Origin of the sequence: Propionivibrio sp., assembly GCF_047602565.1 — a bacterium.
Lineage (GTDB): Bacteria > Pseudomonadota > Gammaproteobacteria > Burkholderiales > Rhodocyclaceae > Propionivibrio.
In genome coordinates, this window is record NZ_JASGGX010000001.1 from 2,533,674 (window position 1) to 2,559,504 (window position 25,831).

General features: G+C 66.0%; 23 protein-coding genes and 2 pseudogenes. 13 read left to right on the plus strand and 12 right to left on the minus strand.

Going from position 1 to position 25,831, the window contains the following annotated elements; translation table 11 throughout:
- Nucleotides 1-337: 337 nt before the first annotated feature.
- The 6 genes from QM701_RS11830 to QM701_RS11855 all read right to left on the minus strand — a co-directional run bounded on the left by QM701_RS11830 (nt 338) and on the right by QM701_RS11855 (nt 8,188).
- Nucleotides 338-2,326 carry a UvrD-helicase domain-containing protein gene (locus QM701_RS11830; RefSeq protein ID WP_415167258.1) on the minus strand — a complete coding sequence of 663 codons (1,989 nt, stop codon included), beginning with the start codon at nt 2,324-2,326 and terminating at the stop codon, nt 338-340.
- A gap of 81 nt (nt 2,327-2,407) precedes the next feature.
- Nucleotides 2,408-3,940: a ubiquinone biosynthesis regulatory protein kinase UbiB gene (gene ubiB / locus QM701_RS11835; RefSeq protein ID WP_415167259.1), complete on the minus strand. Its 1,533-nt coding sequence runs from the start codon at nt 3,938-3,940 to the stop codon at nt 2,408-2,410.
- Nucleotides 3,941-4,123: 183 nt separating this feature from the next.
- Nucleotides 4,124-5,272, minus strand: a complete 1,149-nt coding sequence (locus tag QM701_RS11840) for an ABC transporter substrate-binding protein (RefSeq protein ID WP_415167260.1) — start codon at nt 5,270-5,272, stop codon at nt 4,124-4,126.
- An 85-nt stretch (nt 5,273-5,357) separates the two neighbouring features.
- Nucleotides 5,358-6,146: an enoyl-CoA hydratase/isomerase family protein gene (locus QM701_RS11845; protein ID WP_415167261.1), complete on the minus strand. Its 789-nt coding sequence runs from the start codon at nt 6,144-6,146 to the stop codon at nt 5,358-5,360.
- Nucleotides 6,147-6,156: 10 nt separating this feature from the next.
- Nucleotides 6,157-7,377 carry a CaiB/BaiF CoA transferase family protein gene (locus QM701_RS11850; protein ID WP_415167262.1) on the minus strand — a complete coding sequence of 407 codons (1,221 nt, stop codon included), beginning with the start codon at nt 7,375-7,377 and terminating at the stop codon, nt 6,157-6,159.
- A gap of 1 nt (nt 7,378) precedes the next feature.
- Nucleotides 7,379-8,188 carry an IclR family transcriptional regulator gene (locus QM701_RS11855; protein WP_415167263.1) on the minus strand — a complete coding sequence of 270 codons (810 nt, stop codon included), beginning with the start codon at nt 8,186-8,188 and terminating at the stop codon, nt 7,379-7,381.
- Nucleotides 8,189-8,569: 381 nt separating this feature from the next.
- Between QM701_RS11855 and QM701_RS11860 the strand changes: the two genes are divergently transcribed.
- Nucleotides 8,570-9,799, plus strand: a complete 1,230-nt coding sequence (locus QM701_RS11860) for an ABC transporter substrate-binding protein (RefSeq protein ID WP_415167264.1) — start codon at nt 8,570-8,572, stop codon at nt 9,797-9,799.
- 108 nt (nt 9,800-9,907) lie between these two features.
- On the opposite strand, the gene QM701_RS11865 is transcribed toward QM701_RS11860, so the two are convergent.
- The 5 genes and pseudogenes from QM701_RS11865 to QM701_RS11885 form a co-directional block, all read right to left on the minus strand.
- On the minus strand, nt 9,908-10,615 hold the full coding sequence (locus QM701_RS11865; protein ID WP_415167265.1) for an ABC transporter ATP-binding protein: 708 nt from the start codon (nt 10,613-10,615) through the stop codon (nt 9,908-9,910).
- A complete protein-coding gene (locus QM701_RS11870; RefSeq protein ID WP_415167266.1) occupies nt 10,608-11,414 on the minus strand; it encodes an ABC transporter ATP-binding protein in 807 nt (268 codons plus the stop codon). Before QM701_RS11870 ends, QM701_RS11865 begins: the two co-directional genes overlap by 8 nt.
- Nucleotides 11,401-12,646, minus strand: a pseudogene (locus tag QM701_RS11875) (ABC transporter permease subunit). Before QM701_RS11875 ends, QM701_RS11870 begins: the two are co-directional and overlap by 14 nt.
- A gap of 4 nt (nt 12,647-12,650) precedes the next feature.
- Nucleotides 12,651-13,559: a branched-chain amino acid ABC transporter permease gene (locus QM701_RS11880; RefSeq protein WP_415167267.1), complete on the minus strand. Its 909-nt coding sequence runs from the start codon at nt 13,557-13,559 to the stop codon at nt 12,651-12,653.
- Nucleotides 13,560-13,755: 196 nt separating this feature from the next.
- Nucleotides 13,756-14,877 (minus strand): branched-chain amino acid ABC transporter substrate-binding protein, encoded by a 1,122-nt coding sequence (locus QM701_RS11885; RefSeq protein WP_415167268.1) that lies wholly within the window; start codon nt 14,875-14,877, stop codon nt 13,756-13,758.
- A 221-nt stretch (nt 14,878-15,098) separates the two neighbouring features.
- Here QM701_RS11885 and QM701_RS11890 point away from each other — a divergent pair, with 221 nt between their 5' ends.
- From QM701_RS11890 to QM701_RS11935, 10 genes and pseudogenes are all read left to right on the plus strand, one after another.
- Complete coding sequence (locus QM701_RS11890; protein WP_415167269.1) at nt 15,099-15,815, plus strand: DUF554 domain-containing protein; 717 nt, start codon at nt 15,099-15,101, stop codon at nt 15,813-15,815.
- Between the two features lie 77 nt (nt 15,816-15,892).
- A complete protein-coding gene (argS, locus tag QM701_RS11895; protein WP_415167270.1) occupies nt 15,893-17,656 on the plus strand; it encodes an arginine--tRNA ligase in 1,764 nt (587 codons plus the stop codon).
- Nucleotides 17,657-17,681: 25 nt separating this feature from the next.
- Nucleotides 17,682-18,350, plus strand: coding sequence for an SPOR domain-containing protein (locus tag QM701_RS11900; protein ID WP_415167271.1), 669 nt, complete (start codon nt 17,682-17,684; stop codon nt 18,348-18,350).
- Nucleotides 18,351-18,365: 15 nt separating this feature from the next.
- Nucleotides 18,366-19,034: a thiol:disulfide interchange protein DsbA/DsbL gene (locus tag QM701_RS11905; RefSeq protein WP_415167272.1), complete on the plus strand. Its 669-nt coding sequence runs from the start codon at nt 18,366-18,368 to the stop codon at nt 19,032-19,034.
- Nucleotides 19,035-19,041: 7 nt separating this feature from the next.
- On the plus strand, nt 19,042-19,815 hold the full coding sequence (locus tag QM701_RS11910) for an SDR family oxidoreductase (protein ID WP_415167273.1): 774 nt from the start codon (nt 19,042-19,044) through the stop codon (nt 19,813-19,815).
- 230 nt (nt 19,816-20,045) lie between these two features.
- Nucleotides 20,046-21,059 carry a ubiquinone anaerobic biosynthesis protein UbiU gene (gene ubiU, locus QM701_RS11915; RefSeq protein ID WP_415167274.1) on the plus strand — a complete coding sequence of 338 codons (1,014 nt, stop codon included), beginning with the start codon at nt 20,046-20,048 and terminating at the stop codon, nt 21,057-21,059.
- A 4-nt stretch (nt 21,060-21,063) separates the two neighbouring features.
- Complete coding sequence (locus tag QM701_RS11920; protein WP_415167275.1) at nt 21,064-21,987, plus strand: U32 family peptidase; 924 nt, start codon at nt 21,064-21,066, stop codon at nt 21,985-21,987.
- Nucleotides 21,984-22,448 carry a ubiquinone anaerobic biosynthesis accessory factor UbiT gene (gene ubiT, locus QM701_RS11925; protein ID WP_415167276.1) on the plus strand — a complete coding sequence of 155 codons (465 nt, stop codon included), beginning with the start codon at nt 21,984-21,986 and terminating at the stop codon, nt 22,446-22,448. The genes QM701_RS11920 and ubiT overlap by 4 nt, the downstream gene beginning before the upstream one ends.
- A gap of 312 nt (nt 22,449-22,760) precedes the next feature.
- Nucleotides 22,761-22,835 (plus strand): annotated as a pseudogene (locus QM701_RS11930) (hypothetical protein); the annotation flags it as partial.
- A 55-nt stretch (nt 22,836-22,890) separates the two neighbouring features.
- Nucleotides 22,891-23,565: a tripartite tricarboxylate transporter substrate-binding protein gene (locus QM701_RS11935; protein ID WP_415169389.1), complete on the plus strand. Its 675-nt coding sequence runs from the start codon at nt 22,891-22,893 to the stop codon at nt 23,563-23,565.
- A 27-nt stretch (nt 23,566-23,592) separates the two neighbouring features.
- Here the strand turns inward: QM701_RS11935 and QM701_RS11940 are convergent, their stop codons facing one another.
- Nucleotides 23,593-23,979, minus strand: a complete 387-nt coding sequence (locus QM701_RS11940; protein WP_415167277.1) for a YajD family HNH nuclease — start codon at nt 23,977-23,979, stop codon at nt 23,593-23,595.
- A gap of 101 nt (nt 23,980-24,080) precedes the next feature.
- Here QM701_RS11940 and QM701_RS11945 point away from each other — a divergent pair, with 101 nt between their 5' ends.
- Together QM701_RS11945 and QM701_RS11950 are read left to right on the plus strand one after the other, a co-directional pair.
- Nucleotides 24,081-24,986, plus strand: coding sequence for a DMT family transporter (locus QM701_RS11945; RefSeq protein ID WP_415167278.1), 906 nt, complete (start codon nt 24,081-24,083; stop codon nt 24,984-24,986).
- Between the two features lie 58 nt (nt 24,987-25,044).
- Nucleotides 25,045-25,830 carry an enoyl-CoA hydratase-related protein gene (locus tag QM701_RS11950; protein WP_415167279.1) on the plus strand — a complete coding sequence of 262 codons (786 nt, stop codon included), beginning with the start codon at nt 25,045-25,047 and terminating at the stop codon, nt 25,828-25,830.
- Nucleotide 25,831: the final 1 nt, after the last annotated feature.

Consider the following 25,831-nt stretch of genomic DNA (forward strand, 5'->3'; position numbering starts at 1 on the left):
AATGACAAATCTTCAATAGATCATTCATTTATGGAATGTAATGGAAATATTCATGCGTTTAACGCACAACAAAGCGCAGGCGGTGCACATGTCACGGACATGTCGGCACAGTGGCTTTCGCCGCAACGGGGGTTTTATCGGAGGCGCCGGGGCGGGGAAAATGCGGACGAAGGGATCGATCGGCCGGTGTTCGCGCCGGCCGGCGTGAGACGTTTGGAGAATGCGGGTCGGCTTCTTCCGGCGGCAGGCGCCAAAACCCGGCGCCGACGGCGCGATGCCGCACAGCCGGCTTCACGCCGCCAGGACGGCGGCCAGTACGCGAATCAGGAGCGCGGGATCACTTGCCCGCCAGCATCGCCCGCATCGCCGCCAGGCGGGCGGCGCCGGTGGCCTTGTCCGGCGCGGCGTCGGCCTTGCCGCCGGAGAAGCGCAGGTCGTCCTTGCCCATCTCGGCGATGAAGCGCGAGGGCTCGCAGGGGATCAGCTCGCGGCCCTGCTTGCGCTTCTCGGCGTAGCTCAGGTGCAGCGAACGCTGCGCGCGGGTGATGCCGACGTACATCAACCGGCGTTCCTCTTCGAGCTTGACCGGGTCCTGCGATTCGCGGTGCGGCAGCACACCTTCCTCGACGCCGATCAGGAAGACGTGCTTGAATTCCAGCCCCTTGGCCGCGTGCAGGGTCAACAGCTGCACGGCGTCGGGCCGCTTGCCGTCCTCCTGCTTCTCCAGCATGTTGATCAGCGCGATCATCTGGGTGAGTTCGAGCAGGGTCTTCTTGTCCTCCTCGCCCTTCTGCGTCAGCCAGTTCTTCAGTTCCTGCACGTTCTCCCAGCGCGTCTGCGCGGTACGCCGCTCTTCCTCGCCGTACAGCCAGGCCTCGTAGCCGATCGCCGACAGCATGTCCTCGATCACCTGGCCGGCCGGTTCGCGGGCGGCGCGGTTTTCGCAGCGTCCGATGAAACGGCAGAAATCGAGCAGCGGCGCGAGCTGGCGCGGCTGCACGCGATGCGCGAAGCCTTCCTCGGACGCTGCGGCGAACAGCGACAGGTGCCGTTCGCCGGCGTACTTGCCGAGCGCCTCCAGCGTGGAGCCGCCGACCCCGCGCTTGGGCGTGGTGACCGCGCGGATGAAGGCCGGATCGTCGTCGTTGTTGGCCAAGAGGCGCAGGTAGGCGGTGATGTCCTTGATCTCGGCCTTGTCGAAGAACGACTGCCCGCCCGAGATCAGGTAGGGCACCTTCTGGTCGCGCAGGTGCTGTTCCAGCGCGCGCGCCTGGAAGTTGCCGCGGTAGAGGATGGCGTAGTCGGAAAACTTGGCGCGGTGCTCGAAGCGGTGCGCCTGCAGCTTCATCACCACCTGCTCGGCTTCCTTCTCGTTGTCCCGGTACGCGCTCACGCTGATCGGGTCGCCCTGTCCGAGCTCGGACCACAGTTTCTTGTCGAACAGCTTTTCGTTGTGCGCGATCAGCGTGTTGGCGGCCTTGAGGATGCGCACCGTCGAGCGGTAGTTCTGCTCCAGCTTGATCAGCTTGAGGTTGGGATAGTCGCGCGGCAGGCCGCGCAGGTTTTCGACGTCCGCCCCGCGCCAGCCGTAGATCGCCTGGTCGTCGTCGCCGACCGCGGTGAACGCCGCGCGCGGCCCGGCCAGCAGGCGGAGCAGCTGGTACTGGCAGGCGTTGGTGTCCTGGTACTCGTCGACCAGCAGGTAGCGCAGGCGGTTCTGCCATTTGTCGAGCACCTTGGGATGCGCGCGGAACAGCTCGACCGGCAGCACGATCAGGTCGTCGAAATCGACGGCCTGGTAGGCCTTCAACGTCGCCGCGTAGCTGGCGTAGGCCTGCGCGGCGAGCTTCTCGGTATCGTTGGCGGCGTGCTTGCGCGCTTGGTCGGGCGTCACCAGCGCGTTCTTCCAGCCGGAGATCAGGCCCTGCAGGCGGCGGATCGTCGCCTTGTCCACGCTGCCCGCCAGGTCGGACAGGATGCCGTAGCAGTCAGTGGCGTCGAAGATCGAGAACTGCGGCTTGTAGCCGAGCGCCTTGGCTTCCTCGCGCAGGATGCGCACGCCGAGCGAGTGGAAGGTGGAGATGGTCAGTCCGGCCGGTTTTTCCCGGAGCAGCTGCCCGACGCGCTCCTGCATCTCGCGCGCGGCCTTGTTGGTGAAGGTGATGGCCGCGATGTTGGCCGGATTGAAACCGCAGTCGGAGATCAGGTAGGCGATCTTCTGGGTGATCACGCGCGTCTTGCCGGAACCGGCGCCGGCCAGGACCAGCAGGGGGCCGTCGAGGTAGCGGATGGCTTCACGCTGGGGAGGATTGAGTAGGGCGGACATCGATTTACAAAAACATTAACCACAACGGCACGACGGAAACCGGACAGCAACCTCGGGTTCCGCGGCCCGCCGTGGCAGGAATCAAAAATACTGGACGGCCAGCCAGACCAGCAGCAGCACGGTGATCAGCGCCAGCAGGCGGTTCTGGCGGCGCTGGCCGGCGGCCAGTTCGGCGAGGAGCGGCGCGAGCTGCGCAGCGCCTTCCCGCCGCAGCGCGTGATGCACCAGGCGCGGCATCTGCGGCAGGGCGCGCGCCCAGCCGGGCGACTCCTCCTTGATGCCGCGCAGCAGCGCCCGCCAGCCGAGCTGTTCGCTCATCCAGCGTTCGAGGAAGGGCTTGGCGGTCTTCCACAGGTCGAGATTCGGATCGAGCTGGCGGCCCAGGCCTTCGACGTTGAGCAGCGTCTTCTGCAGCATCACCAGCTGCGGCTGGATCTGGACGTTGAAGCGGCGCGAGGTCTGGAACAGGCGCAGCAGCACCTTGCCGAAGGAGATTTCGTGCAGCGGCCGGTCGAAGATCGGCTCGCAGACCGCGCGGATCGCCGCCTCGAACTCGTCCACGCGCGTGTCCGGCGGCGCCCAGCCGGCCTCGACATGCGCCTCGGCCACGCGCTTGTAGTCGCGCTGGAAGAAGGCCAGGAAGTTCTGCGCCAGATAGTTCTTGTCGGTATCGGTCAGCGTGCCGACGATGCCCAGGTCGAGCGCGATGTACTTGCCCTTGTTGGCGCCGTCCACGGCCACGAAGATGTTGCCGGGATGCATGTCGGCGTGGAAGAAGCCGTCCCGGAAGACCTGCGTGAAGAAAATCTCCACGCCCGCGCGCGACAGCTCGGTGAGGCTGATGCCGGCGGCCACCAGCGCGTCGTTGTGGCTGATCGGGATGCCGTGCATGCGGTCCATGACCATCACCGTGGTGCTGCAGAAATCCCAGTAAACCTCCGGCACCAGCAACAGCTTCGAGTCCTTGAAGTTGCGCCGCAGCTGCGAGGCGTTGGCCGCCTCGCGCATCAGGTCGAGCTCGTCGTACAGGTACTTGGCGAATTCGGCGACGACTTCGCGCGGCTTCAGCCGCTTGCCGTCGGACCACAGGGTTTCGAGCACGCCGGCCAGGGTGTCGAGCAGCGCCAGATCGTGGGCGATGATCCCGCCCATGTTCGGGCGCAGGATCTTGACCGCCACCTCGTGCCCGCCGTGTTCCGGGTGCAGCCGGGCGAAATGGACCTGCGCCACCGAGGCGCTGGCCACCGGCGTCTCGTCGAACTCGGCGAAGACCTGGGCGGCCGGCCGGCCGTAGGCCGCCTCGATCTGCGTATGGACCAGTCGCGCCGGGAACGGCGGCACGCGGTCCTGCAGCTTCGCCAGCTCGTCGGCGATGTCGAGCGGCAGCAGGTCGCGGCGCGTCGACAGCACCTGGCCGAACTTGACGAAGATCGGCCCCAGATCCTCCAGGAAACGCCGCAGGCGCACCGCCTCCGTATCGTCGTTGCGCCGCCAGAGATGCAGGAAGCGGCACAGCGCCGCCAGCTTGCCGGTCGGCTCGTGCTCGACGATGATCTCGTCGATGCCGTGGCGATGGGCGACGCTGAAGATCTTGGCGAGGCGGAAAAGACGCATGGGATGACGACGCAATCGGGCACAAGTTGGCAAAGGGAGAAGTTTAGCCCGATTCGGCCGAAATCAGCCGCTTCATTTCGCTACTCTCGATGCAGCCTGAAGCAAGGTGCTTGATTACCTTGGGGAAGTCGTGACGTCTCCGGTTGACCCGCCGCGGCTTCCGGCTCGGCCATCTCGGATGTGCTATTGATCGGCCACGAGTTCGGAGAATTCCGCGTTCAACCAGGCGATCAATTCGTCGGCACCCAGTTGGTTTCTGAGGAATGCATTCATACGCCCCCCGGCCTCCTCGAAAAAAGGGACGAAGCCAGGAATGCGCGGCCGCATGTAAGCGGATGTGACGCTGCGCAGGGTTCCGGAAAAAAACCCCCGGGTTGCCTTGTCGCAATCGGCATCCGCCCACGCCTGCATCATGCCGGGCTGACCGCCATCGGCAAAATAGTGGCGCCGCTGGTAATCCGGGCCGCATAGCCAGAGACCGTACGCGACCGCCTGTGCGACATGGCGGCATCGCGCGGTCACGCCGAAACCGGCCCCGCCAAGGATCGCTCCCGAACAGGCGCGATTCCCGGCGGCAACGATGTCGGTGAATTGGATACGTCTGTCCGCATCGTCGCGCGAGTAGTTCGAGTAGCCGAACGTATAGGGGGCGTAGGCGATTTCGTCAGTCTGGCTCATCAGGTCGAGCAGCCTGATCGGATTCAAGCCGACCGAATCAGGGTGGCATACATCGACCAGGCGCTTGAGCTGCGCAAGTGTTTTCAGTCCCGGCTCCGGAGCGATGAAGCCGCCGCCGCTGTCCGGGATGGGGAATCCCTGGTTGGAGGCAAGCGTCACGAACGTGCACATGGCGTCCGTCGGGCAGGCGGTCGCTCCCAGCCACATCTGCCGTTCCCGTAGCGCCCGCGCGAGAGGGAAGATTTGTGCAAAGGTGGCGGGTGGGTAATAGCCGATGCGTTCCAGCAAATCGGGCCGAACAGCGGCAACCTGGGCGGCCACGTCGATGGGCAGCCCAAAGATCGCATCCTGCCAGTGATATGCCATCCAGGAGGCGCCCACGGCGCCTTCCGTCAACGCCGTCAGCGCTGCCGCATCGATATGCGGCCGCAGATCGACCAGCAGTTCTTTTTTGGCGGCTTGTCCGATGAAAGGGTGATCGAAAATGATCAGGTCGAATTTTTCGGCAAGGACCTCCAGCGAGGCTTTGCCAAACTCCTTCAGGCTACGCGCCGTCCACTCGATTTCGAGATCGGGATGGAATTCACGATAGCGGGCGATGCTCGCTTTGAGAGGAGCCAGTCCACGCGGGTGGTCCCAGGTAATTCCCGACAAGCGTATAGGCATATTAAGGCCGTAAAAAGCTCAGGTTTCTTTGGTTGGGCCGGGGATACGCCATGGCTGCGCCTCCGCCGTATCCCTATTTCGGCTGCCTGGCCTTGCGGCGCTCGGAACGCTCGACGAAGGCGCGGATTCTTTCCATGCCGTCTCCGGTCAGGAACAGCGCGCACACCGCGTCACGTTCGGCGGCCAATCCTGCCTCCAGGCTTCCACCTTCCGTCCAGGCGCTCTGGTTGAGCCTCTTGATGCTGGCAACGGCGCCGGCGGGATGTTTGGCAATCTGTCCCGCCAGCGCCAGGGCTTCCTCAAGCACGTTCTCGGAAACGCGATTCACCACGCCCCATTGCAGGAGCTCCGGCGCCGCCACAAAGCGGCCGGTCATCAGGAGATCGGCGGCCCGATTGGGGCCGATCTTGCGGGCCAAGCGCTGGGTTCCGCCACCTCCCGGAACCAGGCCCAGCTTGACTTCCGGCAGGCCCAGGCTGGCCGCGGGATGCGCCACGATCAGGTCGCATGCCAGCGCGATCTCGAATCCGCCGCCCAGCGCATACCCTTCGACGGCGGCGATGACCGGGATCGCCATGGCTTCCAGTCTGGGGTAGATGCGCGCCGCGCTGTCCTGAAAACCCTGGAACGCCTGGCCCGATTGCTGCGCATAATCCTTGATGTCCGCTCCGGCCATGAAATTGCCGCCGCTACCGCAGAGTATGAGCGCGCGGCAATCGGCATTTTTTTCGATGGCATCCAGCGCGTCGATGATCTGCTCGACCATGCCGCCGGTCAGCGCGTTCATCTGGTCCGGCCGGTTGAAGCGCAATACGGCGATGGCTTCTCGCCATTCCAGCAGGACTGGGACGGTTGCCTCCATGGCCTGCTCCTCAAGCTTTCCTTGCTTCCGGCCGCCAGATGCCGATGACTCCGGCGGTCTCCAGTTTTCCGATGGCTTCATCGTCCATGCCGATTTCACGCAGGACCTCCTGCGTGTGCTCTCCGACCATGGGCGCGGAGCGCGTGATCTCTCCGGGCGTTTGCGACAGCGTGATCGGTACGTTGACCGCCTTGATCTCACCGATGACGGCATGCTGATAAGCCGTGAAGGCCTGCATGTGCCGGACCTGAGGGTCCTGGGGGACATCGCTTTGATCGACCACCTCTCCGCACCAGAGGCCCGCTTCGAGCATCGTCTCGACCCAGTATTTGGTCGGTTTGCGGGCGGTGACGGCTTCGATCGCCCGATGCACCTCGTCACGCTGGTCATACAGCGTCTTGGCGTCGTTGAACCGCATCAACGCGGGTTCGCCGAGAACCTCGACCAGCTTTTCGAACGGGTTCATCGCGATATTCATGAACCCGTCCGCCGTCTTGTAGACACCGAACGGCGCCGGCATCCCCGGATGGGCGATGCCGGAATCCGGGCGTTCGAAGGAGCGCCCGGTATTCAGCGTGGCCATGAATTCCTGCGACTGATGCGCCAGCATGACTCTCAGCAGATCGACTTCAACCTTCTGTCCGCACCCGGTTTTCTCGCGATGATAGAGCGCGGCGAGAATGCCATAGACCATGTGATACGAGCCCAGTTGATCCGCGATGGAAACGCCCAGCGGCGTCGGCGACTGGCTGGCCCGGCCCGTGACCGACATCAGCCCCGATAGGCCCTGCACCAGCAGGTCCTGGCCGGGGCGGTCGAGATACGGTCCGCTCTCTCCGTAGCCCGAACCCGAGCAGTAGATCAGGCGAGGGTTGATCGCCGACAGATCCTCATAGCCGAAGCCCAGCTTGTCCAGCACGCCGGGACGAAAATTCTGGACCACCACGTCCGCCTGCCTGGCCAGTTCCAGCACGAGCCGCTTGCCTGCCGGGTGCTTCAGATCAACGGCCAGGGATCGCTTGTTGCGGTTCCAGGCCAGGAAGCTGGGGTTTTCGACGCCGCCGATTTTCTGGTTGAAGAATGGCGGCAGATCGCGGTACAGGTCCCCGCTGCCGGGACGTTCGATCTTGATGACGTCCGCCCCCAGGTCGCCGAGCATCTGCGTCGCGAACGGGCCAAAGAGAAGATGGCTGAAATCCAGTATTTTCAAGCCGGAAAGCGCACCGCTCATGTCATTGCTCCTCTGTTCCACGTTGTACTTCCTGACCGGTCTCGTTTGGCGGGCGGTATCCCAACAGACGAGAAATCTCCAGGCTGCGCTTGCGCAGCAGCTGCTCGGCCGTATCGACGCCGACCACGGAACTGGTTTGCCGGAGATAAGGAATCGTCAGCGCCGCGACGACACCACGGAAATCGAAGACGGGAAAAGCGATGTTCAACACCCCCGCCACGACCAGGCTTTCCTTGACCTCGCCCCCTCTTGCCAGAATCTCCGCGATGCGCGGCTTCAGGCCCGCCACGAATTCCGGGGTGTTGGCCTGGATATCCGCCAGGATCGATTTTTTTTCGTTGTCCTGGGCATAGGCCAGCAGCACGGCTCCCGAGCTCGTCTCGGCGATCGGAAACTGGGCGCCCAGGCGGACGGAGTAGCGCATCGGCGTAGGCGCATCGACCTGGGCGACCACCAGCACATTCTGTCCGTTCAATATGACCAGATGGCATGACTGTTCCGTGCTTGCCACCAGTTTTTCCATCTCGGGCAGGGCGACGGCGACCAGCCGGTTGATCGGTGGAAATTCGTGCGCGAGCTCGAACAGCCGCAATGTCAGGGTATAGCCTTCGGTGGCGGGGTTCTTTCGAATGTACCCCCGGCTCTCCAGCGCCAAGGTGATCCGGTAGATCTCGCCCAGAGAGCGGTCCAGAGTTTGCGCGATCTGCGTCGCCGAAAGGCTGGCGGCCGACTTGGCGAGCAACTCAAGGATATCCAGTCCTTTTTCCAGAGCAGGAGCGCGATAGTTCGTCGCTTTTTCACCCGTTGCCATTATTCGTCTCTCGTCAAGATTGAGTTGATCAGGCCCTGAAGATTAGCGCCAATGCCCGGCCACTCAATCCGCTTTGCCCGTGGGCTCAATGAAAAATTTATTCGTGCCAATAAATGCAGCGCTCCACGGGAAAAGTATCGTTGACTTATTTCATACGTGCAAATATATTTTATATATGATTTTAAGGCAAGTTCCATGGCCAAAGCGATGCGGAAAAACGTTGTCGGGCAGTACGCTCCGGCCAAGGCGGCCGGCACCTCTCCGATCGAGATTCACGAGCGGAAGCCCATGAAATAAGACGTGTTTTACAGGTAGCTCAACCGAACAGGCGGCATCTTTTGTGGAGGTTCTATGAGAAAGACACTGGTCGTGGCATCTCTGTTGGCGCTCTCCTCGCTTTGCCTTCCTCTGAGCGGCGTGGCTCAGACCAAGGAAATCCGCGTCCTGGTCGCCAACCACCCGTACGGTGACCTGCTGAAGTCGGCCATCCCCGAATTCGAGAACGCCACGGGCATCAAGGTCAACGTGGAAAGCCTGCAGGAAGGCCAACTCGCCACGAAGCTGACGACTGAATTCGCCACCAGGTCCTCGTCCGTTGACGTGTTCATGACGCGCCCGCTGCAAGACGGGAAGCTGTTCTACAAAAACGGCTGGCTTGAGCCAATCGCCGACTACGATTTCTCGGATTATCCGAAGAACATCATGCGCATCGCGACTTTCGGCGCCAAGCCGTATATCGTTCCGCTGGTGACCGAATGGGCCGTTCTTTACTATCGCAAGGACCTGTTCAAGGAAGCCGGCATCAAGGTGCCGACCAACTTCACCGAACTCGAGGCGGCCGCCGGGAAACTCAATTCGGACGGCGTGGCCGGATTCGCGGCACGCGGCAAAGGAGCCGCCGCCGTCACCCAGCTGGCCAGCTACGTCTTCAACTATGGCGGGCAATACCTGGATAAGGGCGTTGCCGTTTTCGACGCCAAGCCCGCCGTCGAGGCCATCCGTTATTACGGCAAGCTGCTCGGCAATTATGGGCCGAAGGGCGTGGTCTCGATGTCCTGGGAAAACATCATGCCGTTGTTCCAGGCCGGCAAGCTTGCCATGTGGACCGACGGATCGGTGTTTTACGGCTCGATCGTCGATCCGGCCAAGACGCAGGTAGCCGCTGAAAACGTCGGTATCGCCAAATTCCCGGCCGGCCCGAAGATGGACGCCCCCAGCATCGTGCCGTCATGGGGCCTGTCCATCGCCAAGCAATCCAAGAACAAGGATCTCGCGGCCAGGTTCCTCGACTGGGCCACCAGCAAGGACCTCGCCTCTCGCGGCATGCTGGCGAACATCACCATGGCCCGCTCCTCGGTCTGGGAAGACAAGGAAATTCTTGCCAGGATCAATCCGGAGCTCGTCGAAACACGCGCTTATGCCGCCAAGCACGGCACCCCGCTGGATCGTCCCTACATGAGCGCGGTCGGCGAGGCGCGCGACCTGATCGGCGAATTGGTGATCGAATCGATCAATACCAAGGGAGCCTCAACCAGGCTGGACAGTCTGGCCAAGGAAAAAGCCAGGCAAGTGAATGAAATTCTCCAGGACACCGGCGAATACGGGCAATGATCGGATAGGGCACCGCCCGCCTGCCATCCGGGCGTGTCCGGGTGGCGGGAATTCACCCCCGGCCGAACGCGCCGCAGGCTTTCAACCGGAAGACTTCCCCGGTACCGCTCACATCCCGAGGTAGGCGCGCTTCACGTCCTCGTTGCTGAGCAGGTTTTCGGCGCGGTCTTCCAGGGTGATCACGCCGTTCTCCATGACGTAGCCGCGATGCGCGATCTTCAGCGCCTGGTTGGCGTTCTGCTCGACCAGGAACACCGTGGTGTTGTTCTCGGCGTTGATCTGCCTGATGATCTCGAAGATCTGCTTGATGATCAGCGGCGCCAGGCCCAGCGAGGGCTCGTCGAGCAGCAGCAGCGCCGGGCGCGCCAGCAGCGCGCGCGAGATCGCCAGCATCTGCTGCTCGCCGCCGGAGAGCGTGCCGCCGGCCTGGTGGCGGCGCTTGCCGAGGATCGGGAAACGCCCGAACACCTGTTCGATGTCGGCCTTGATGCCGGACTTGTCGGCGCGCAGGTAGGCGCCCATTTCCAGGTTTTCCAGCACGCTCATCTGCGGAAAGATGTGGCGGCCTTCCGGCACCTGGCAGATGCCCAGCTTGACGATCTGTTCGGCCGAAAGCTGCTGGATCGGGCGGCCGCGGAAGAGGATTTCACCGTGGCGCGGCGGCGTCACGCCGCAGATCGACATCAGCGTGGTGCTCTTGCCCGCGCCGTTGGCGCCGATCAGCGTGACGATCTCGCCTTCGCCGATGTTCAGCGAGACGTTCTTGAGCGCCTGGATGTTGCCGTAGTAGGTCTGGATGCCGCGCACTTCAAGCATGGGCTTCCTCGCCGAGGTAGGCTTCGATCACCTTCGGATTCTCCTTGATTTCCTGCGGCGTGCCCTGTGCGATCTTCTTGCCGTACTCCATCACGTAGATGCGGTCGGAAATGTTCATCACCAGTTTCATGTCGTGCTCGATGAGCAGGATCGCCACCTTCTCCTCGTCGCGGATGCGCGTGATCAGCGCGTCGAGTTCGTGCGTCTCCTGCGGGTTCATCCCGGCCGCCGGCTCGTCGAGCAGCAGCAGGAACGGATCGGTGGCCAGCGCACGGGCGATCTCCAGGCGCCGCTGCGCGCCGTAGGCGAGGTTGCGCGAGAATTCCCCGGCCACCTCGGCGAGGCCCACCTTCTTCAAGAGCTGGTAGCTCTTCTCCACGCATTCCTGCTCCTCGCGCGCGGCCTTGCGGCTGCCGAGGATGGCGTCGACGATGCTGGTGCTGGTGCGGCAGTGGCGGCCGATCATCACGTTCTCCAGCACCGTCATGGCCGGGAACAGGCGGATGTTCTGGAAGGTGCGCGCCATGCCCAGCGCGGTGATGCGGTTCGGCTTCATGCCGTTGATGCGCCGGCTGGCGCCGCCGGGCGGGTGGATGCGCACCTCGCCGAGGGTCGGCTCGTAGATGCCGGTGACGCAGTTGAAGAAAGTCGTCTTGCCCGCGCCGTTCGGCCCGATCAGCGCGACGATCTCGCCCGCGAAGATGTCCAGCCCGACGTCGTCGATGGCGCGCAGGCCGCCGAAATCCATGGTCAGGCCGCTCACCTCGAGCAGCTTGCCGCCGTGTTCATTTGCCGCCATCGTCGTCCTCCCGCCCGGCGGTGTCGTATTCGTACTTGCGCCGCATGTCGTTGATCAGCCCCTGCGGCCGGAAGATCATCATCAGCACCATCACCGCGCCGAACACCAGCATGCGGTATTCGGCGAAGGCGCGCAGGTATTCCGGCAGCAGCTTCAAGGCCAGCGAGGCGATGATCACGCCGAGGATCGAGCCCATGCCGCCGAGCACCACCATCGCCAGGATCATCGCCGAGTCCATGAAGGTGAAGCTGTCGGGGTTGATGAAGTTGTTGTGCGCGGCGAAGACCACGCCGACCAGCCCCGCCCAGAAGGCGCCGAGCGCGTAGGCCGAGAGCTTGGTGCGCGCCATGTCCACGCCCATCGCCACGCTGGCGATCTCGTCCTCGCGCAGCGCCATCCAGGCGCGCCCGATGCGCGAGTTCTTCAGGCGCGTGGTGACCACGATGGTCAGCGCCACCAGCGCCAGCACGATGTAATAGCTGTAGAACCGCCTTGCCCCGCCCGTCCAGCTCGATGCCGAAGAGGTCCGGCCGCGGGATGCCGGCGATGCCTGCGGCGCCGCCGAAGACCGTGTCCCAGTTCTCCAGCACGATCTTGGTGATCGAGGCGAAGCCGAGGGTGACGATCGCCAGGTAGTCGCCGCGCAGGCGCAGGATCGGGAAACCGAGCACGACGCCGAAGAGCATGCCCATCACCCCGCCGAGCGGCAGGCAGGTCCAGAAGCCGAGATCGAAATTCTTGCTGAGCAGCGCGTAGGTGTAGGCGCCGACGGCGAAGAAGGCGACGTAGCCCAGGTCGAGCAGGCCGGCGAGGCCGACGGTGATGTTCAGGCCCAGGCCGAGCACCACGAAGATCAGGGCGCTGACCATGACGTTGACGTGGTAGAAGTTCTGCCCGGTGGACACCACCCACGGAAAAACCAGCGCCAGCACGCCGACGCCGATCAGCACGCGGCGGCTGAGCACGGGATCGTCGGCCAGGCGCTGCGCCAGGGTGTGCCGCTCCAGCTGCGGGTGCGCCTCGGCCGAGGCGCGCGCGCGCTTGAGCTCCCGGCGCCGGATCGAGAACTGCCAGAACCAGGCGATGGCGAAGGCGCAGACGCCGACCCAGATCAGGTTCGCCCAGCGCCACTCCACTTCGCGGCTGACGGTATTCACCCGCACCACCATCAGCGGCAGGGTGAGGAACATGAACCACAGGCTGATGCCGAGGGAACGTTTCAAGTGCGTCATGGCGTTACACCTTCTGCTTGACGGCCTTGCCGAGCAGGCCGGCGGGACGCAGGACGAGGATCAGGACCAGCAGGCCGAAGGCGAACACATCCTCGTAGGCGCTGGAGATGTAGCCGGCGCCCAGGGTTTCCGCGACGCCGAGGACCAGCCCGCCGAGCACCGCGCCGGGAATGTTGCCGATGCCGCCGAGTACGGCCGCGGTGAAGGCCTTGATGCCGGCCATGAAGCCGATCGCCGCGTTGATCTGGCCGGAGCGCGAGGCGATCAGCACGCCGGCGATGGCGGCCAGCACCGAGCCGATGATGAAGGTCGCCGAGATCACCCGGTCAACGTTCACCCCGACCAGCCGCGCCATGACCATATCCTGCTGCGTGGCGCGCATGGCCTTGCCGATGCGCGTGTACTTGATCAGCACGGTGAGCGCCACCATGGTCAGCGTGGTGACCACCAGGATCACCAGGTCGACCGAGCTGATGAAGCGCGACGCCGCCTCCATGAATTCGAATTCGGGGATCAGTTCCGGAAAGGGCAGGAAGTCCGGCGTCTGCGCCAGCTGCACGTAGTTCATCAGGAAGATCGAGGCGCCGATGGCGCTGATCAGGGGCGAGAGCCGGGGCGCGCCGCGCAGCGGGCGGTAGGCGATCTTTTCCAGGGTGAACCCGTAGGCCGCCGCGTACACCACCGCCACCACCGCGGCCAGCACCAGCACCGACAGGCCGCTGTAGCCGCTCAGCGTGAGGACGCCGGAGACGATCAGCGCGACGAAGGCGCCGGTCATGTACACCTCGCCGTGGGCGAAGTTGATCAGCTGGATGATGCCGTAAACCATGGTGTAGCCGAGGGCGATCAGGGCGTAGATGCTGCCCTTGACCAACCCGCCGCACAGCAGCTCGAACAGATAGTCGAAATCCATGGGGAAACCGTGACTGATTGATGGAAAGGTTGAAGGGACGAAAGGGCGGCCGGCGCGTCTGCCTCGGAGGGTTCGCCTGCGGCCTTGCGTGGGGAGGGGTGTCCGCCGGTCCTTTGGGAATCGATGCGCAGATTCAAAAAACGGGAGGGGGTCTGCGACGACCCCCTCCCGGTCGGGTTACCGATGCGCGCCGCGCCTACTTGACCTCGCCGAACACGCCGTTCTTGACCTGGTAGACCGAGAAGCCCACGCCTTCGGCATCGCCCTTGGCGTTGAACTTGATCTTGCCGACGGTGGTCTCGACCTCGCTGCTCTTCAGGGCCTTGCCCAGCGCCTCGTAGTCGGTGCCGCCGGACACCTTGACGGCGTTCAGCGCGGCCAGCGTGGCGGCGTAGGCCTGGTCGAAGAAGGTGCCGGGCTCCTTGCCGTACTTGGCCTTGTACGCCTCGCGGGCCTTGGCGTTCAGCGGATACTTGGTGACGTCCATCGGGCCGGTGGCGTAGACGCCCTCGGCGTCCTTGCCGGCGATCTTCAGGAAGCCGTCGCCCTTGATGCCATCCGGGCCGATGAAGGCCACCTTGATCTTCTTCTTGTTCATCTGCGACAGCAGCTTCGACGCTTCCGGATGGTAGCCGCCGAAGATCAGCACGTCGGCCTTTTCCTTGTTCAGCTTCTGGATCACCGCCGAGTAATCCATGGCGCCGGGCTGGATGCCCTCGTACATCACCACCTTGGCCTTGCCGCCCTTCTCGATCGCCTCCTTGGCGAAATCGGCGAAGCCCTTGCCGTAGTCGCCCTTGTCATGCACCACGGCGACGTTCTTGGCCTTGAGCGTGTCGGTGGCGAATTGCGCCGCCAGCGTGGCCTGATCGTCGTCCGGCGCGATGGTGCGGTAGAAGTTCGGATAGTCGCCGCTCTTGGTCAGCGGCGGATTGGTCGCAGACGGGCTGATGGCGATGATCTTCGCGCCCTTGTAGATGCCCAGCGCCGCCTTGGTGGCGCCCGAACAGACGTGCCCGATGACGATGTTGACGCCTTCGGAGACCAGCTTGGTCGCCACGTTGGTGGCGACTTCCGGCTTGCACTGGTCGTCCGCGATCATCAGTTCGACCTTCTTGCCGTTGATCCCGCCCTTGGCGTTGACCTCGGCGACGATCATCTCGGCGGCGTCCCTGGTCGGCAGGCCGTACGGCGCGAGATCGCCGGTGTGCGGCCCGGCCAGGCCGATCTTGATCGTATCGGCGGCGAGCGACGGTGCGGAGACGAACGCCGCGGCAAGCGCGGCGGCGACGAGCTGCCCCAGGATCGATTTTGACATCAGAGCGATCTCCTTCAGTTCGGTAAGTGGTTGACGGTGAAAAACCGGCTGAGATTAGTTCAAAACCCCCGGCCGGTCAAGGAAAAACCCGTTTGTTTTCAGTGTCGAATGTCCGGTGAATACGGGCTCCCCGGCGACCCGCCGCGCCGGCCGCGGGGATGGACAGGAACGGCCGCGGCAGCTTAGGCTTGCGCGTTTTGTTTACCTCCGTGGGAGCTCACATGCAGGGTCCGTTGTTCAACAGCGCGGCGCTGGTCGTCGGCGGCGTCGCCGGCGCCATGCTCGGGCGCCTCGTCCCGCGCCGCGTCAAGGAGGCCCTGCCGCTGACCTGCGGCACCCTCTCGCTCGGCATCGGCGCCGTGCTGGTCAACAAGGTCAATGCGCTGCCGGCCGTGTCGCTGGCCCTGCTCGGCGGCGCGCTGATCGGGGAACTGCTGTGCCTGGAGCGCGGCCTCGAATTCATCCTCGGCTGGGCGCGCAGGCGCCTCGAACGGTTCCGCCCGCGGCATCAGGCCGATCCGCGCGCCGACGGCTTCGTCGTCAAGTTCGTGACCATCACGGTGCTCTTCTGCGCCAGCGGCATGGGCATTTTCGGAGCCACCCACGAGGGCATGACCGGCGATCCGAACATCCTGCTGGCCAAAGCGGTGCTCGACCTGTTCACCGCCATGATCTTCGCCACCGAACTCGGCTACGCGGTCGCCCTGATCGCCCTGCCCCAGTTCGCCATCCAGGGCGCGCTCTATCTCGGGGCCACCTCGCTGATGCCGCTGACCACCCCGGCCATGCTCGCCGACTTTTCGGCCTGCGGCGGCATCATCATGCTGGCCACCGGCCTGCGCATCTGCGGCATCAAGATCTTCCCCATCGTCAACATGCTGCCGGCGCTGGCGCTGGTGATGCCCGTCTCCGCCGCGTGGGCCCGCCTGTTCGCCTGACGCCGGGCGGCGGTCCAGCAAACGGGCATGGCATCGTATAATCGCCCCCTTGCCTCGTCATCCTGAAAAGCCATGCAATGACCGTCGACATCAAGACCCATCTCGCCGACCTGATGCGCGCCGCGCTGACCAGCCTCGCCCCGCAGCAGGCGGACACGGCCATCGTCCTGGAGCGGCCCAAGCAGGCCTCGCACGGCGATTTCGCCTGCAACCTGGCCATGCAGCTGGCGCGCGCGATGAAGCGCAATCCGCGCGAACTGGCGCAGCTGCTGCTGCCGGAGATTCCGCCGTCGCCGTTCGTCGCCAAGGTCGACATCGCCGGCGCCGGCTTCATCAACTTCCACCTGCACCGCTCGGCGAAGCTGGAGGTGGTGCGCGGCGTGCTGGAACAGGGCGCGGCCTATGGTCGTTCGACGCAGGGCGGCCGCCGGAAGGTGCAGGTCGAGTTCGTCTCGGCCAATCCGACCGGCCCGCTGCACGTCGGGCACGGCCGCGGCGCGGCCTACGGCGCCAGCCTGTCCAACCTGCTCGACTACGCCGGCTGGGACGTGACGCGCGAGTACTACGTCAACGACGCCGGGCGCCAGATGGACATCCTGGCGGTCTCCGCGTGGCTGCGCTACCTGGAGCTGCACGGCACGCGCATGCCCTTCCCGCCCAATGGCTACCAGGGCGACTACGTGCGCAACATGGCGATGGAGATGAAGATCGCCCACGGCGGCAAGTACGTGCGCGCCGCCGCGGAAGTGCTCGCAGGAACGCCCGGACTGCCGGCGGCCGACCGCGCCGACGACGCCGCCAAGGCGCAGCGCGAAACCCACCTCGACACGCTGATCGCCAACGCCAAGCGCCTGCTCGGCGACGACTGGAACTACGTGCACGACCACGTGCTCAGCGAACAGCTGGAGGACTGCCGCAGCGACCTCGAAGCGTTCGGCGTGCATTTCGACGTGTGGTTCTCGGAAAACTCGCTGTTCGACACCGAGCTCGTCGACCGCTGCGTCGGACGCCTGCGGGAGGCCGGCCACGTCTACGAGCAGAACGGCGCGCTGTGGTTCAAGTTGACCGATTTCGGCGACGAGAAGGACCGCGTGGTGCAGCGCGAGAACGGGCTGTACACCTACTTCGCCTCGGACATCGCCTACCACCTGAACAAGTACGAGCGCGGCTTCGACCGGATCATCAACATCTGGGGCGCTGACCACCACGGCTACATCCCGCGCGTCAAGGGCGCCATGCAGGCGCTCGGGCTCGACCCGGACCGGCTGGACATCGCCCTGGTCCAGTTCGCCGTGCTCTACCGCAACGGGCAGAAGGCCTCGATGTCCACGCGCTCGGGCGAATACGTCACGCTGCGCACGCTGCGCGACGAGGTCGGCAACGACGCCTGCCGCTTCTTCTACATCCTGCGCAAGTCGGACCAGCACCTCGATTTCGACCTCGACCTGGCCAAGAGCCAGACCAACGAAAACCCGGTCTACTACATCCAGTACGCGCACGCCCGCGTCTGCTCGGTGCTGGCGCAGTGGGACGGCGACGCCGAGGCGCTGGCCAAGGCCGATCTCGGCCGGCTCGACGGCGCGCACGAACTGGCGGTGGCCGCCAAGCTCGGCGAATTCCCGGAAATCGTCGAGACGGCGGCGAAGGATCTCGCCCCGCACATGATCGCCTTCTACCTCAAGGACCTGGCCGCCGAGTTCCACAGCTACTACAATGCCGAGCGCATGCTGGTTGACGACGCCGCGCTGCGGGACGCGCGGGTCGCGCTGGCCGCCGCCGTGCGGCAGGTCATCCGCAACGGCATGGCGATCATCGGCGTCGGCTGTCCGCAATCGATGTAATCCGGGAAACTGAAGGAACGCCACCATGAGTCGCGACATGAAACCGCGCAAGCGCGCCAACGGAACCCGCAGGAAGTCGGGCGGCGGTACGCTGCTCGGCCTGTTCGTGGGACTGGTCATCGGCGTGCTCGCCGCCGCCGCCGTCGTCTGGTACATCCACCGCACGCCGCCGCCCTTCTCGGCCAGGACGCAGCCGCCCGCCCCGCCGGCGGCGCAGCAACAGCAGGCGGCGCCCGCGCAGCCGGCTCCGGCGCCGCAGGCCTCCCAGCAGGCGCCGCTGGCGCTGCCCGGCAAGCCCGGCGACCCGATCCCCCAGCCGAGCGACAAGCCGCGCTTCGACTTCTACAAGATCCTGCCGGGCAACAGCGAGGCGATCCCCGACCCGAAACCCGCCGCCAAGCCGGGCGAACCAAAACAGGCCGAGGCGAACAAAGACAAGGAGACGAAGGAGACCGCGCTCAAGGAGCCGGTCTTCCTGCAGACGGGCTCGTTCCAGAACGCCGGCGACGCCGACAACCAGAAGGCCCGGCTGGCCATGCTGGGCGTCGAGGCCGCCATCCAGCAGGTCATGCTGCAGGACAAGGTGTGGTATCGCGTGCGGCTCGGCCCGTTCCGCAAGCTCGAAGAGGTCAATGCCGTGCGCGCCGAACTCGCGCGCCAGGGCATCGACGCCAACGTCGTCAAGAAGGATTGAGATCGAGGAGAAGAAATGAGGAAACATCTGGGTACCTGGCTGTCGGCGCTGATCGCCGCGCTCTGCCTGCTGTCGCTGCCGACGCACGCGCAGCCGGTCGCCGGCCGCGACTACAGCGTGATCGAACCGACGCAGCCCACCGACGATCCGGGCCGGATCGAGGTGGTCGAGTTCTTCTCCTACGCCTGTCCGCACTGCAACGATCTCAACCCGCTGATCCACAAATGGGCCGAGAAGCTGCCGCGCGACGTGGTCTTCAAGCGCGTCCCGGTCAGCTTCAATCCGTTCTATGAACTGATGGCCCGGCTCTTCTACACGCTCGACACGACCGGCGACCTGGCCCGCCTCGACGCCGCGGTGTTCAGCGCCATCCACGAAAAGGGGCTGAAGCTGGTCAGCGAGAAGAACATCACCGACTGGGCCGTGTCGCAGGGCGTTGACGCCCGCCGCTTCTCCGAGGCGTGGAACTCCTTCACCGTGAACAGCAAGGTCAAGCGCGCCGATCAGGCGGCGCGCAACCACCGCATCCAGGGCGTGCCCGCCGTCGCCGTTGACGGCCGCTACCTGGTCGGCGGCAAGAGCCTGCAGGAGCTGCTGACGCTGACCGATCAGGTCATCGAGATGCGGCGCGGCGAACGCAGCGGCAAGGCCAGCGCAACGGCCAAGCCCGCCGCGTCGAAGTAAGCGGCCCTTGACCGGCCCGCGCGTCTTCATCACCGGCGCGTCGTCCGGCATCGGCGGCGCGCTCGCCCATCACTACGCCCGGCAGGGCGCCACGCTGGGCCTCGCCGCGCGGCGCGGCGACCTGCTCCGGACGCTCGCCGCCGAACTCGCCGCCGCCGGCGCGGCCGGCGTCTCCGAATACCCGCTGGACGTCACCGACGCCGACGCGTTGCGCGATGCCGCCGCCGATTTCCTGACCGGCGGCGCGCCGGACATCGTGGTGGCCAACGCCGGCGTGTCGTCCGGCACGCTGACCGAATGCCGGGAGGACCTGGCGGCGATCCGGCGCATCCTGGAGATCAACGTTTACGGCCTGGCCGCCACCTTTTCCCCGTTCATCCCGGCGATGCGCGAGCGCGGGCAGGGCCGGCTGGCCGGCATCGCCTCGGTCGCCGGCATCCGCGGGCTGCCCGGCGCCGAGGCCTACAGCGCCTCCAAGGCGGCGGCGATCGCCTACCTCGAAAGCCTGCGCGTCGAACTGCGCGGCAGCGGCGTCAGGGTGGTGACCATCGCGCCCGGCTACATCGCCACGCCGATGACCGCGCACAATCCCTACCCGATGCCCTTCATGCTGCCCGCCGACGAGGCCGCGCGCCGCTTCGCCCGCGCCATCGCCAAAGGCACGAGCTACACGGTCATCCCCTGGCAGATGGGCATCGTCGCCAAGGGCCTGCGCCTGCTGCCGAACTGGCTCTACGACCGGCTGTTCGCCAACGCGCCGCGCAAGCCCAAGGTGCTGTGATGCGGCGGCCGGCTAGCGCCGTCCCGCGCGCAGGGTGACGGCGGCCCAGGCCACGCCGCCCCCCAGCTCCAGCGAACCGAAGGCCACCGTCAAGACCAGGGGTCGGGTCATCAAGATGCGCCGATTATCGCAGAGCCCGCCGGCGGCCGATCCCGCCATTTATTGATGGGAATCATGCACCTTGCACGACCGGCCGGTATACTTGGCGCCTTCGTCCTTCGAGAATCTTCATGCCGCAACCGAAACTCCCCGAACTCGTCTGCCCGGCCGGCGGCCTGCCGGCGCTGAAGGCGGCCGTCGACAACGGCGCCGACACCGTGTATTTCGGCTACAAGAACGACACCAACGCGCGCAACTTCGCCGGACTCAACTTCGACCAGAAGGCGATGGTCGAGGGCATCCAGTACGCCCACGCGCGCGGCCGGCACGTGCTGATGGCGATCAACACCTTCCCGCAGCCGGGACGCGAAGCCGACTGGCGGCGCGCCGTTGACGGCGCCGCCGACCTCGGCGTCGATGCCGTCATCCTGGCCGACGTCGGCCTGCTCGACTACGCCAGCCGGCGCCACCCGCAGCTGCGCCTGCACCTCTCGGTGCAGGGCTCGGCGACGAGCTACGAGGCGGTCAACTTCGCGCACCGCGAGTTCGGCATCCGGCGCGTCGTGCTGCCGCGCGTGCTGACGCTGGCGCAGGTCGAACTGGTCATCAAAAACACGCCGATCGAGATCGAGGTTTTCGGCTTCGGCAGCCTGTGCGTGATGAACGAGGGCCGCTGCTGGCTGTCCTCCTACGCCACCGGCGAATCGCCGAACACCGTCGGCGCCTGCTCGCCGGCCAAGTTCGTCAAGTGGGAGAAGAAGCCCGGCCAGATGAACACCCGCCTCAACGGCATCCTGATCGACCGCTACGGCGACAATGAGCCGGCCGGCTACCCGACGCTGTGCAAGGGCCGCTTCGAGGTGAACGGCTCGACCTACTACGCGCTGGAGGAGCCGACCAGCCTGAACGTGCTGGAACTGCTGCCGGAGATCGCCCGCATCGGCGTCTCGGCGATCAAGGTCGAGGGCCGCCAGCGCAGCCCGGCCTACGTGGCGCAGGTCACGCGCACGCTGCGCGCCGCGCTCGACGAGCTCGGCAAGGGCGCCGAACGCTTCGCGGTCAAGCCGGCCTGGCAGGCCGAACTGGGCAAGGTCGCCGAAGGCACGCAGGTGACGCTCGGCGCCTACAACCGTCCGTGGAGATGAGGCGATGAAACTCTCGCTCGGCCCGCTGCTCTTCTTCTGGCCCAAGGAAAGGGTGTTGGAGTTCTACGCCGAGATGGCGCGGATTCCGGCGCTCGACATCATCTACGTCGGCGAGGTGGTCTGCTCGCGCCGGCAGCAGCTGCGCACCGCCGACTGGATCGCGCTGGCGCGGCAGCTGACCGACGCCGGCAAGGAAGTGGTGATCTCGGCGCAGGCCCTGCTCGAATCGGAGAGCGACCTGAAGGCGCTGCGCCGGCTGACCGGCGAGCTGACCGAGATGCGCGGCTGCGCGCTCGAAGCCAACGACCTCGGCGCGGTCAACGTCGCCGCCGGCCGGCCCTTCGTCGCCGGGCCGCACCTCAATATCTACAACGCCGCCACGCTGGCCACCTTCCACCGCTACGGCATGCGCCGCTGGGTGCCGCCGCTGGAAGGCACGCGCGAACTGGTCGAAACGCTGCACCGGACGCGCCCCGAGGGCGTGGAGACGGAGGTCTTCGCCTTCGGCAAGCTGCCGCTGGCGTTCTCGGCGCGCTGCTTCACCGCCCGCCATTACGGGCTGAACAAGGACGACTGCCAGTTCAAGTGCATGGAGCACCCCGAGGCGATCACGCTGAAGACGCGCGAGGGGCAGCCCTTCCTGGCGATCAACGGCATCCAGACGATGTCGGCGCAGACCTACAACCTGCTCGCCGAAATCCCGGACATGCGGGCGATGGGCATCGACATCGTGCGCCTCAGCCCGCAGCCGCAACACACCGCCGCGATCGTCGCCGCCTTCGACGCCGCCCGCCGGGGCGACGCGCCGCCGCCCGCGGCGCGGGAATGGGCGCCGGAAGGCTTCGTTGACGGCTACTGGTTCGGCGAGGCCGGCATCGTCGCCCGCCACCAGACCGCGCTCGCGGAACTGCAAGGAGCTCGACCATGACCGACGGATTCTTCAAATCGTTCACCATCCCCAGCTTCGCGCTGCCGCCCCTGGTCGCCCGCGTCGGCGCGAGGCTGCCGCAATGGCCGCATGCCGTGGCCCTGACCGCCGCGCTCAACGCCGTGGTCCGGATGAAAGTGCTGCCCGAGGACGATCTGGCGCTGCTGGAGAACCGCAGCTTCCTGATCGACGTGCTCGACACCGGCGGCCGCGCCGCGTTCACCTTCCGCGGCGGCTGGTTCCGCCCGCTGTTCGCCGTGCCCGAAACGCCGGATCTGGCCTTCCGCGCCAATCTTTCCGCCTTCCTGCAGCTCGCCGCGCGCCAGGAGGACCCGGACACGCTGTTCTTCAACCGCGCGCTGGCCATCGAAGGCGACACCGAGCTCGGCCTCATCGTCAAGAACATGCTCGACGCGGTGGAGTGGCCGAGCCTGCCCTGGAAAACGGCATTTCATCACTGACCCGCCCGCCGCCGCTCCGCCCGGCGGCCTTGCGGACGGAATAGCCGCCGCGCGAACGATCGGGGTCTGGCCGTGTCCAATCGCCGCGCCTTGCGGGGCCCGGGCGAAATTCCACCACAGTCACTTGAGGAGACCGATGCGATGACGATGCTGCGCGGAGTCAGACTTTTCGCGGGAATGCTGGGAGTGTTGGCGTGTTCGTTGGCGGCCGCGCAGAGCTGGCCGGGCAAGAACGTCACGATCGTCGTGCCCTGGCCGCCGGGCGGCCCGTCGGACATCGTGGCCCGGCCGACGGCCAAGGGGCTGAGCGAGATGTTCGGCAAGACCTTCCTCATCGACAACCGCGGCGGCGCCGGCGGCAACATCGGCAGCGAGTACGCGGCGAGGTCGCCGGCGGACGGCCACACGCTGTTGATCACCTCGGGCGGACCGATCGTCATCAATCCGCACGTTCTACAAGAAGATGACCTACGATCCGCAGAAGGACCTGATCCCGATCACCAACATGCTGCGCGTGCCCCTGGTGCTGGCCGTCAATCCGGCCGTGCCGGCCCGGAACCTGCAGGAGCTGATCGCCTACATCAAGGAGCAGAAGGGCGGCGCGCAATGGGCCTCGGCCGGCAACGGCACGCCGCAGCACATGACCGGCGAGCTGTTCCGCACCACCGCCAAGCTGGAAATGATCCACGTCCCCTACAAGGGCTCGGCGCCGGCGATCACCGATCTCGTCGGCGGCCACGTGCCGATGATGTTCGACACCACCATCGCCATCATGCCGCAGATCAAGGCCGGCAAGGTCCGCGCCATCGCCGTCAGCGGCGCGCAGCGCTCGGCGCAGCTGCCCGACGTGCCGACCTTCGCCGAGGCCGGGCTGCCCGGCGTCGAATCCTACGGCTGGTACGGCTTCTTCGCACCGGCCGGCACGCCGCCGGAGATCATCGCCAAAATCAACGAAGCGACGCAGAAGTTCATGAAGACGCCGGAATTCCAGAAGGTGCTGACCGACACCGGCTCGGACTACGTCGGCGACACGCCGGAGCACTTCGCCGCCTTCGTCAAGGCCGAAGCGGCCAAATGGGGCAGGGTCGCCAAGGAAACCGGCGCCACGCTCGACTGATGCCGCTCCCGGCCGGACCGGCCGCGTTCAGCGGCCGCGCCGGGCGAGCAGTTCCTTGAGGTCGGCGAACGGCTGCGACGTCGCCCGCGCGCCCGCCGGCCCGCCCTCCGCCGCGCCGGCCCGGCGCGCCGCCTCGGCGTCGAGTTCGCGCGCGTGCTCGTTGTCGTGACAGTAGATGCACAGCAATTCCCAGTTGCTGCCGTCCTTCGGGTTGTTGTCGTGGTTGTGGTCGCGATGGTGCACGGTCAGCTGGTGTACGTTCTCGCGCGTGAATTCGCGGGCGCAGCGGCCGCAGATCCACGGATAGATCTTCAGCGCCTGTTCCCGGTATCCCTGCTCGCGCTGCTGGCGATTGCGGATCGTCTCGGCGATCATCCGGTCGGTATGCGCTCGCTTCGCCTCGTCGGTGGCCATCGTCTTCTCCTGGCGGACAACTCCGGCCGATTGTACGGTAGTTCGATCGCGGCGAAACGAAGTCGCCGCGGCCGGCCGTTTTTTCCCGGATAATCGCTCTCATGCAGACCGACTCCCGCCCCGGCACGCTCACGTTCGTCAAACTGGTCCTCACCGCCTTCTTCTGGGGCGGCACCTGGATCGCCGGGCGCAGCGCGGTGCAGGAAATGTCGCCGCTGGCCGTCGCCAGCTGGCGCTTCCTGCTGGCGACGCTGACCCTCGGCGCGCTGCTCTGGCGGCGCGAGGGGCTGCCGCGCTGGTCGCCGCGCGACTGGCTGGTCCTGGGCAGCCTCGGGCTGACCGGCGTGTTCCTCTACAACGTGTTCTTCCTCTACGGCCTGCAGCATGTCGAGGCCGGCCGCGGCGCCCTGGTCGTGGCCTTCATTCCGGCAATCATCGCGCTGGCGGACTGGCTGGTGTTCCGCCTGCCGATGCCGCCGAAGAAGGCGTTCGGCGTGGCGCTGGCGATGGCCGGCTGCCTGCTGGTCGTCACCCGCGGGCAGCCGGCGCGCCTGTTCCTCGGCGAAGTCGGCTTCGGCGAGTGGCTGCTGCTCGGCACTGCCCTGTCCTGGACCGCCTATACGCTGATCAACCGCGGCATCACCACGCGCTTCTCGCCGCTGGCCATGACCTTCGGCGGCTGCCTAGTCGGCTGGCTGCTACTCACCGCCTGCGCCCTGGCCGACCGTTCGCTGTTCGACTTCTCGGCGGCCACCTGGCGCGCGCCGACGGGGATCGCCTTCCTCGGCGTGTTCGGCACGGCCGTCGCCTTCACCTGGTATTCCGAGGCGATCGGCCACGTCGGCAGCACCCGCGCCGCCGCCTTCATCAACCTGGTGCCGGTGTTCGCCGTGCTGCTGGGCGCGCTGCTGCTCGACGAGCGGCTCGGCGCGGGCGTGCTCGGCGGCGGCGCGGCGGTGCTCGCCGGCGTGCTCATCACCCACCGCGCGGGCCGACCGGCCGCTTGATTGAACGCCGCGCGCGGAACGCATTAAACTCGGGACTTTTGCGGCATCCGGAGCATTCATGTACCAGTCGATAATCACCGAGGTCGACGACGGCGTCGGCATTCTGACCCTCAACCGCGCCGACCGCCACAACGTGCTGGACCGGACGCTGGTCGCCGAAATGACCGCCGGGCTGCTCGACCTGGACAGCGCGCCGGAGGTGCGCGTGATCGTGCTTTCCTCGGCGGGTAGAAGCTTCTGCGCGGGCACCGATCCGGCCTGGGTGCGCGAGACGATCAACGGCACGCCCGAGGACAATCTGCAGGACAACCGCGACCTGGCCCGGCTGCTGGCCACGCTGGCCGGCACCAACAAGCCGACCATCGCCCGCGTGCAGGGCTCCGCCTCGGGCATCGGCGTCGGGCTGATCGCCGCCTGCGACATCGCGTTCACCACCTACGACGCCTCCTTCGTGCTGAACGAAGTGCGCTACGGCCTGCTGCCCGCCGTCGCCGCCCCGTACCTGGCCGCCGCGCTGGGCGAACGGCATTGCCGCTACTACATGCTGACCGCGGAGCGCTTCTCCGGCACCGACGCCTACCGCATCGGGCTCGTGCATGAGATGGTTCCCGACGAGGAGCAGCTCGACGAGGCGATCGGGGAAACGGTCGAAGCGCTGCTGAAGAACGGCGTCAACGCCATGGGCGCCTGCAAGTCCCTGCTGCGCGCCCTCGGCGGCCGCCCTCTCGACGCGGCGGCGATGGAGGAAACGGCGCAAAGCGCGACGGTCGCCCAGTCGGGCACGGAAGGCCGCCAGGGCATGCTGGCGCTCGTCGAGAAGCGCAAGCCGGAATGGGCCGAATGAT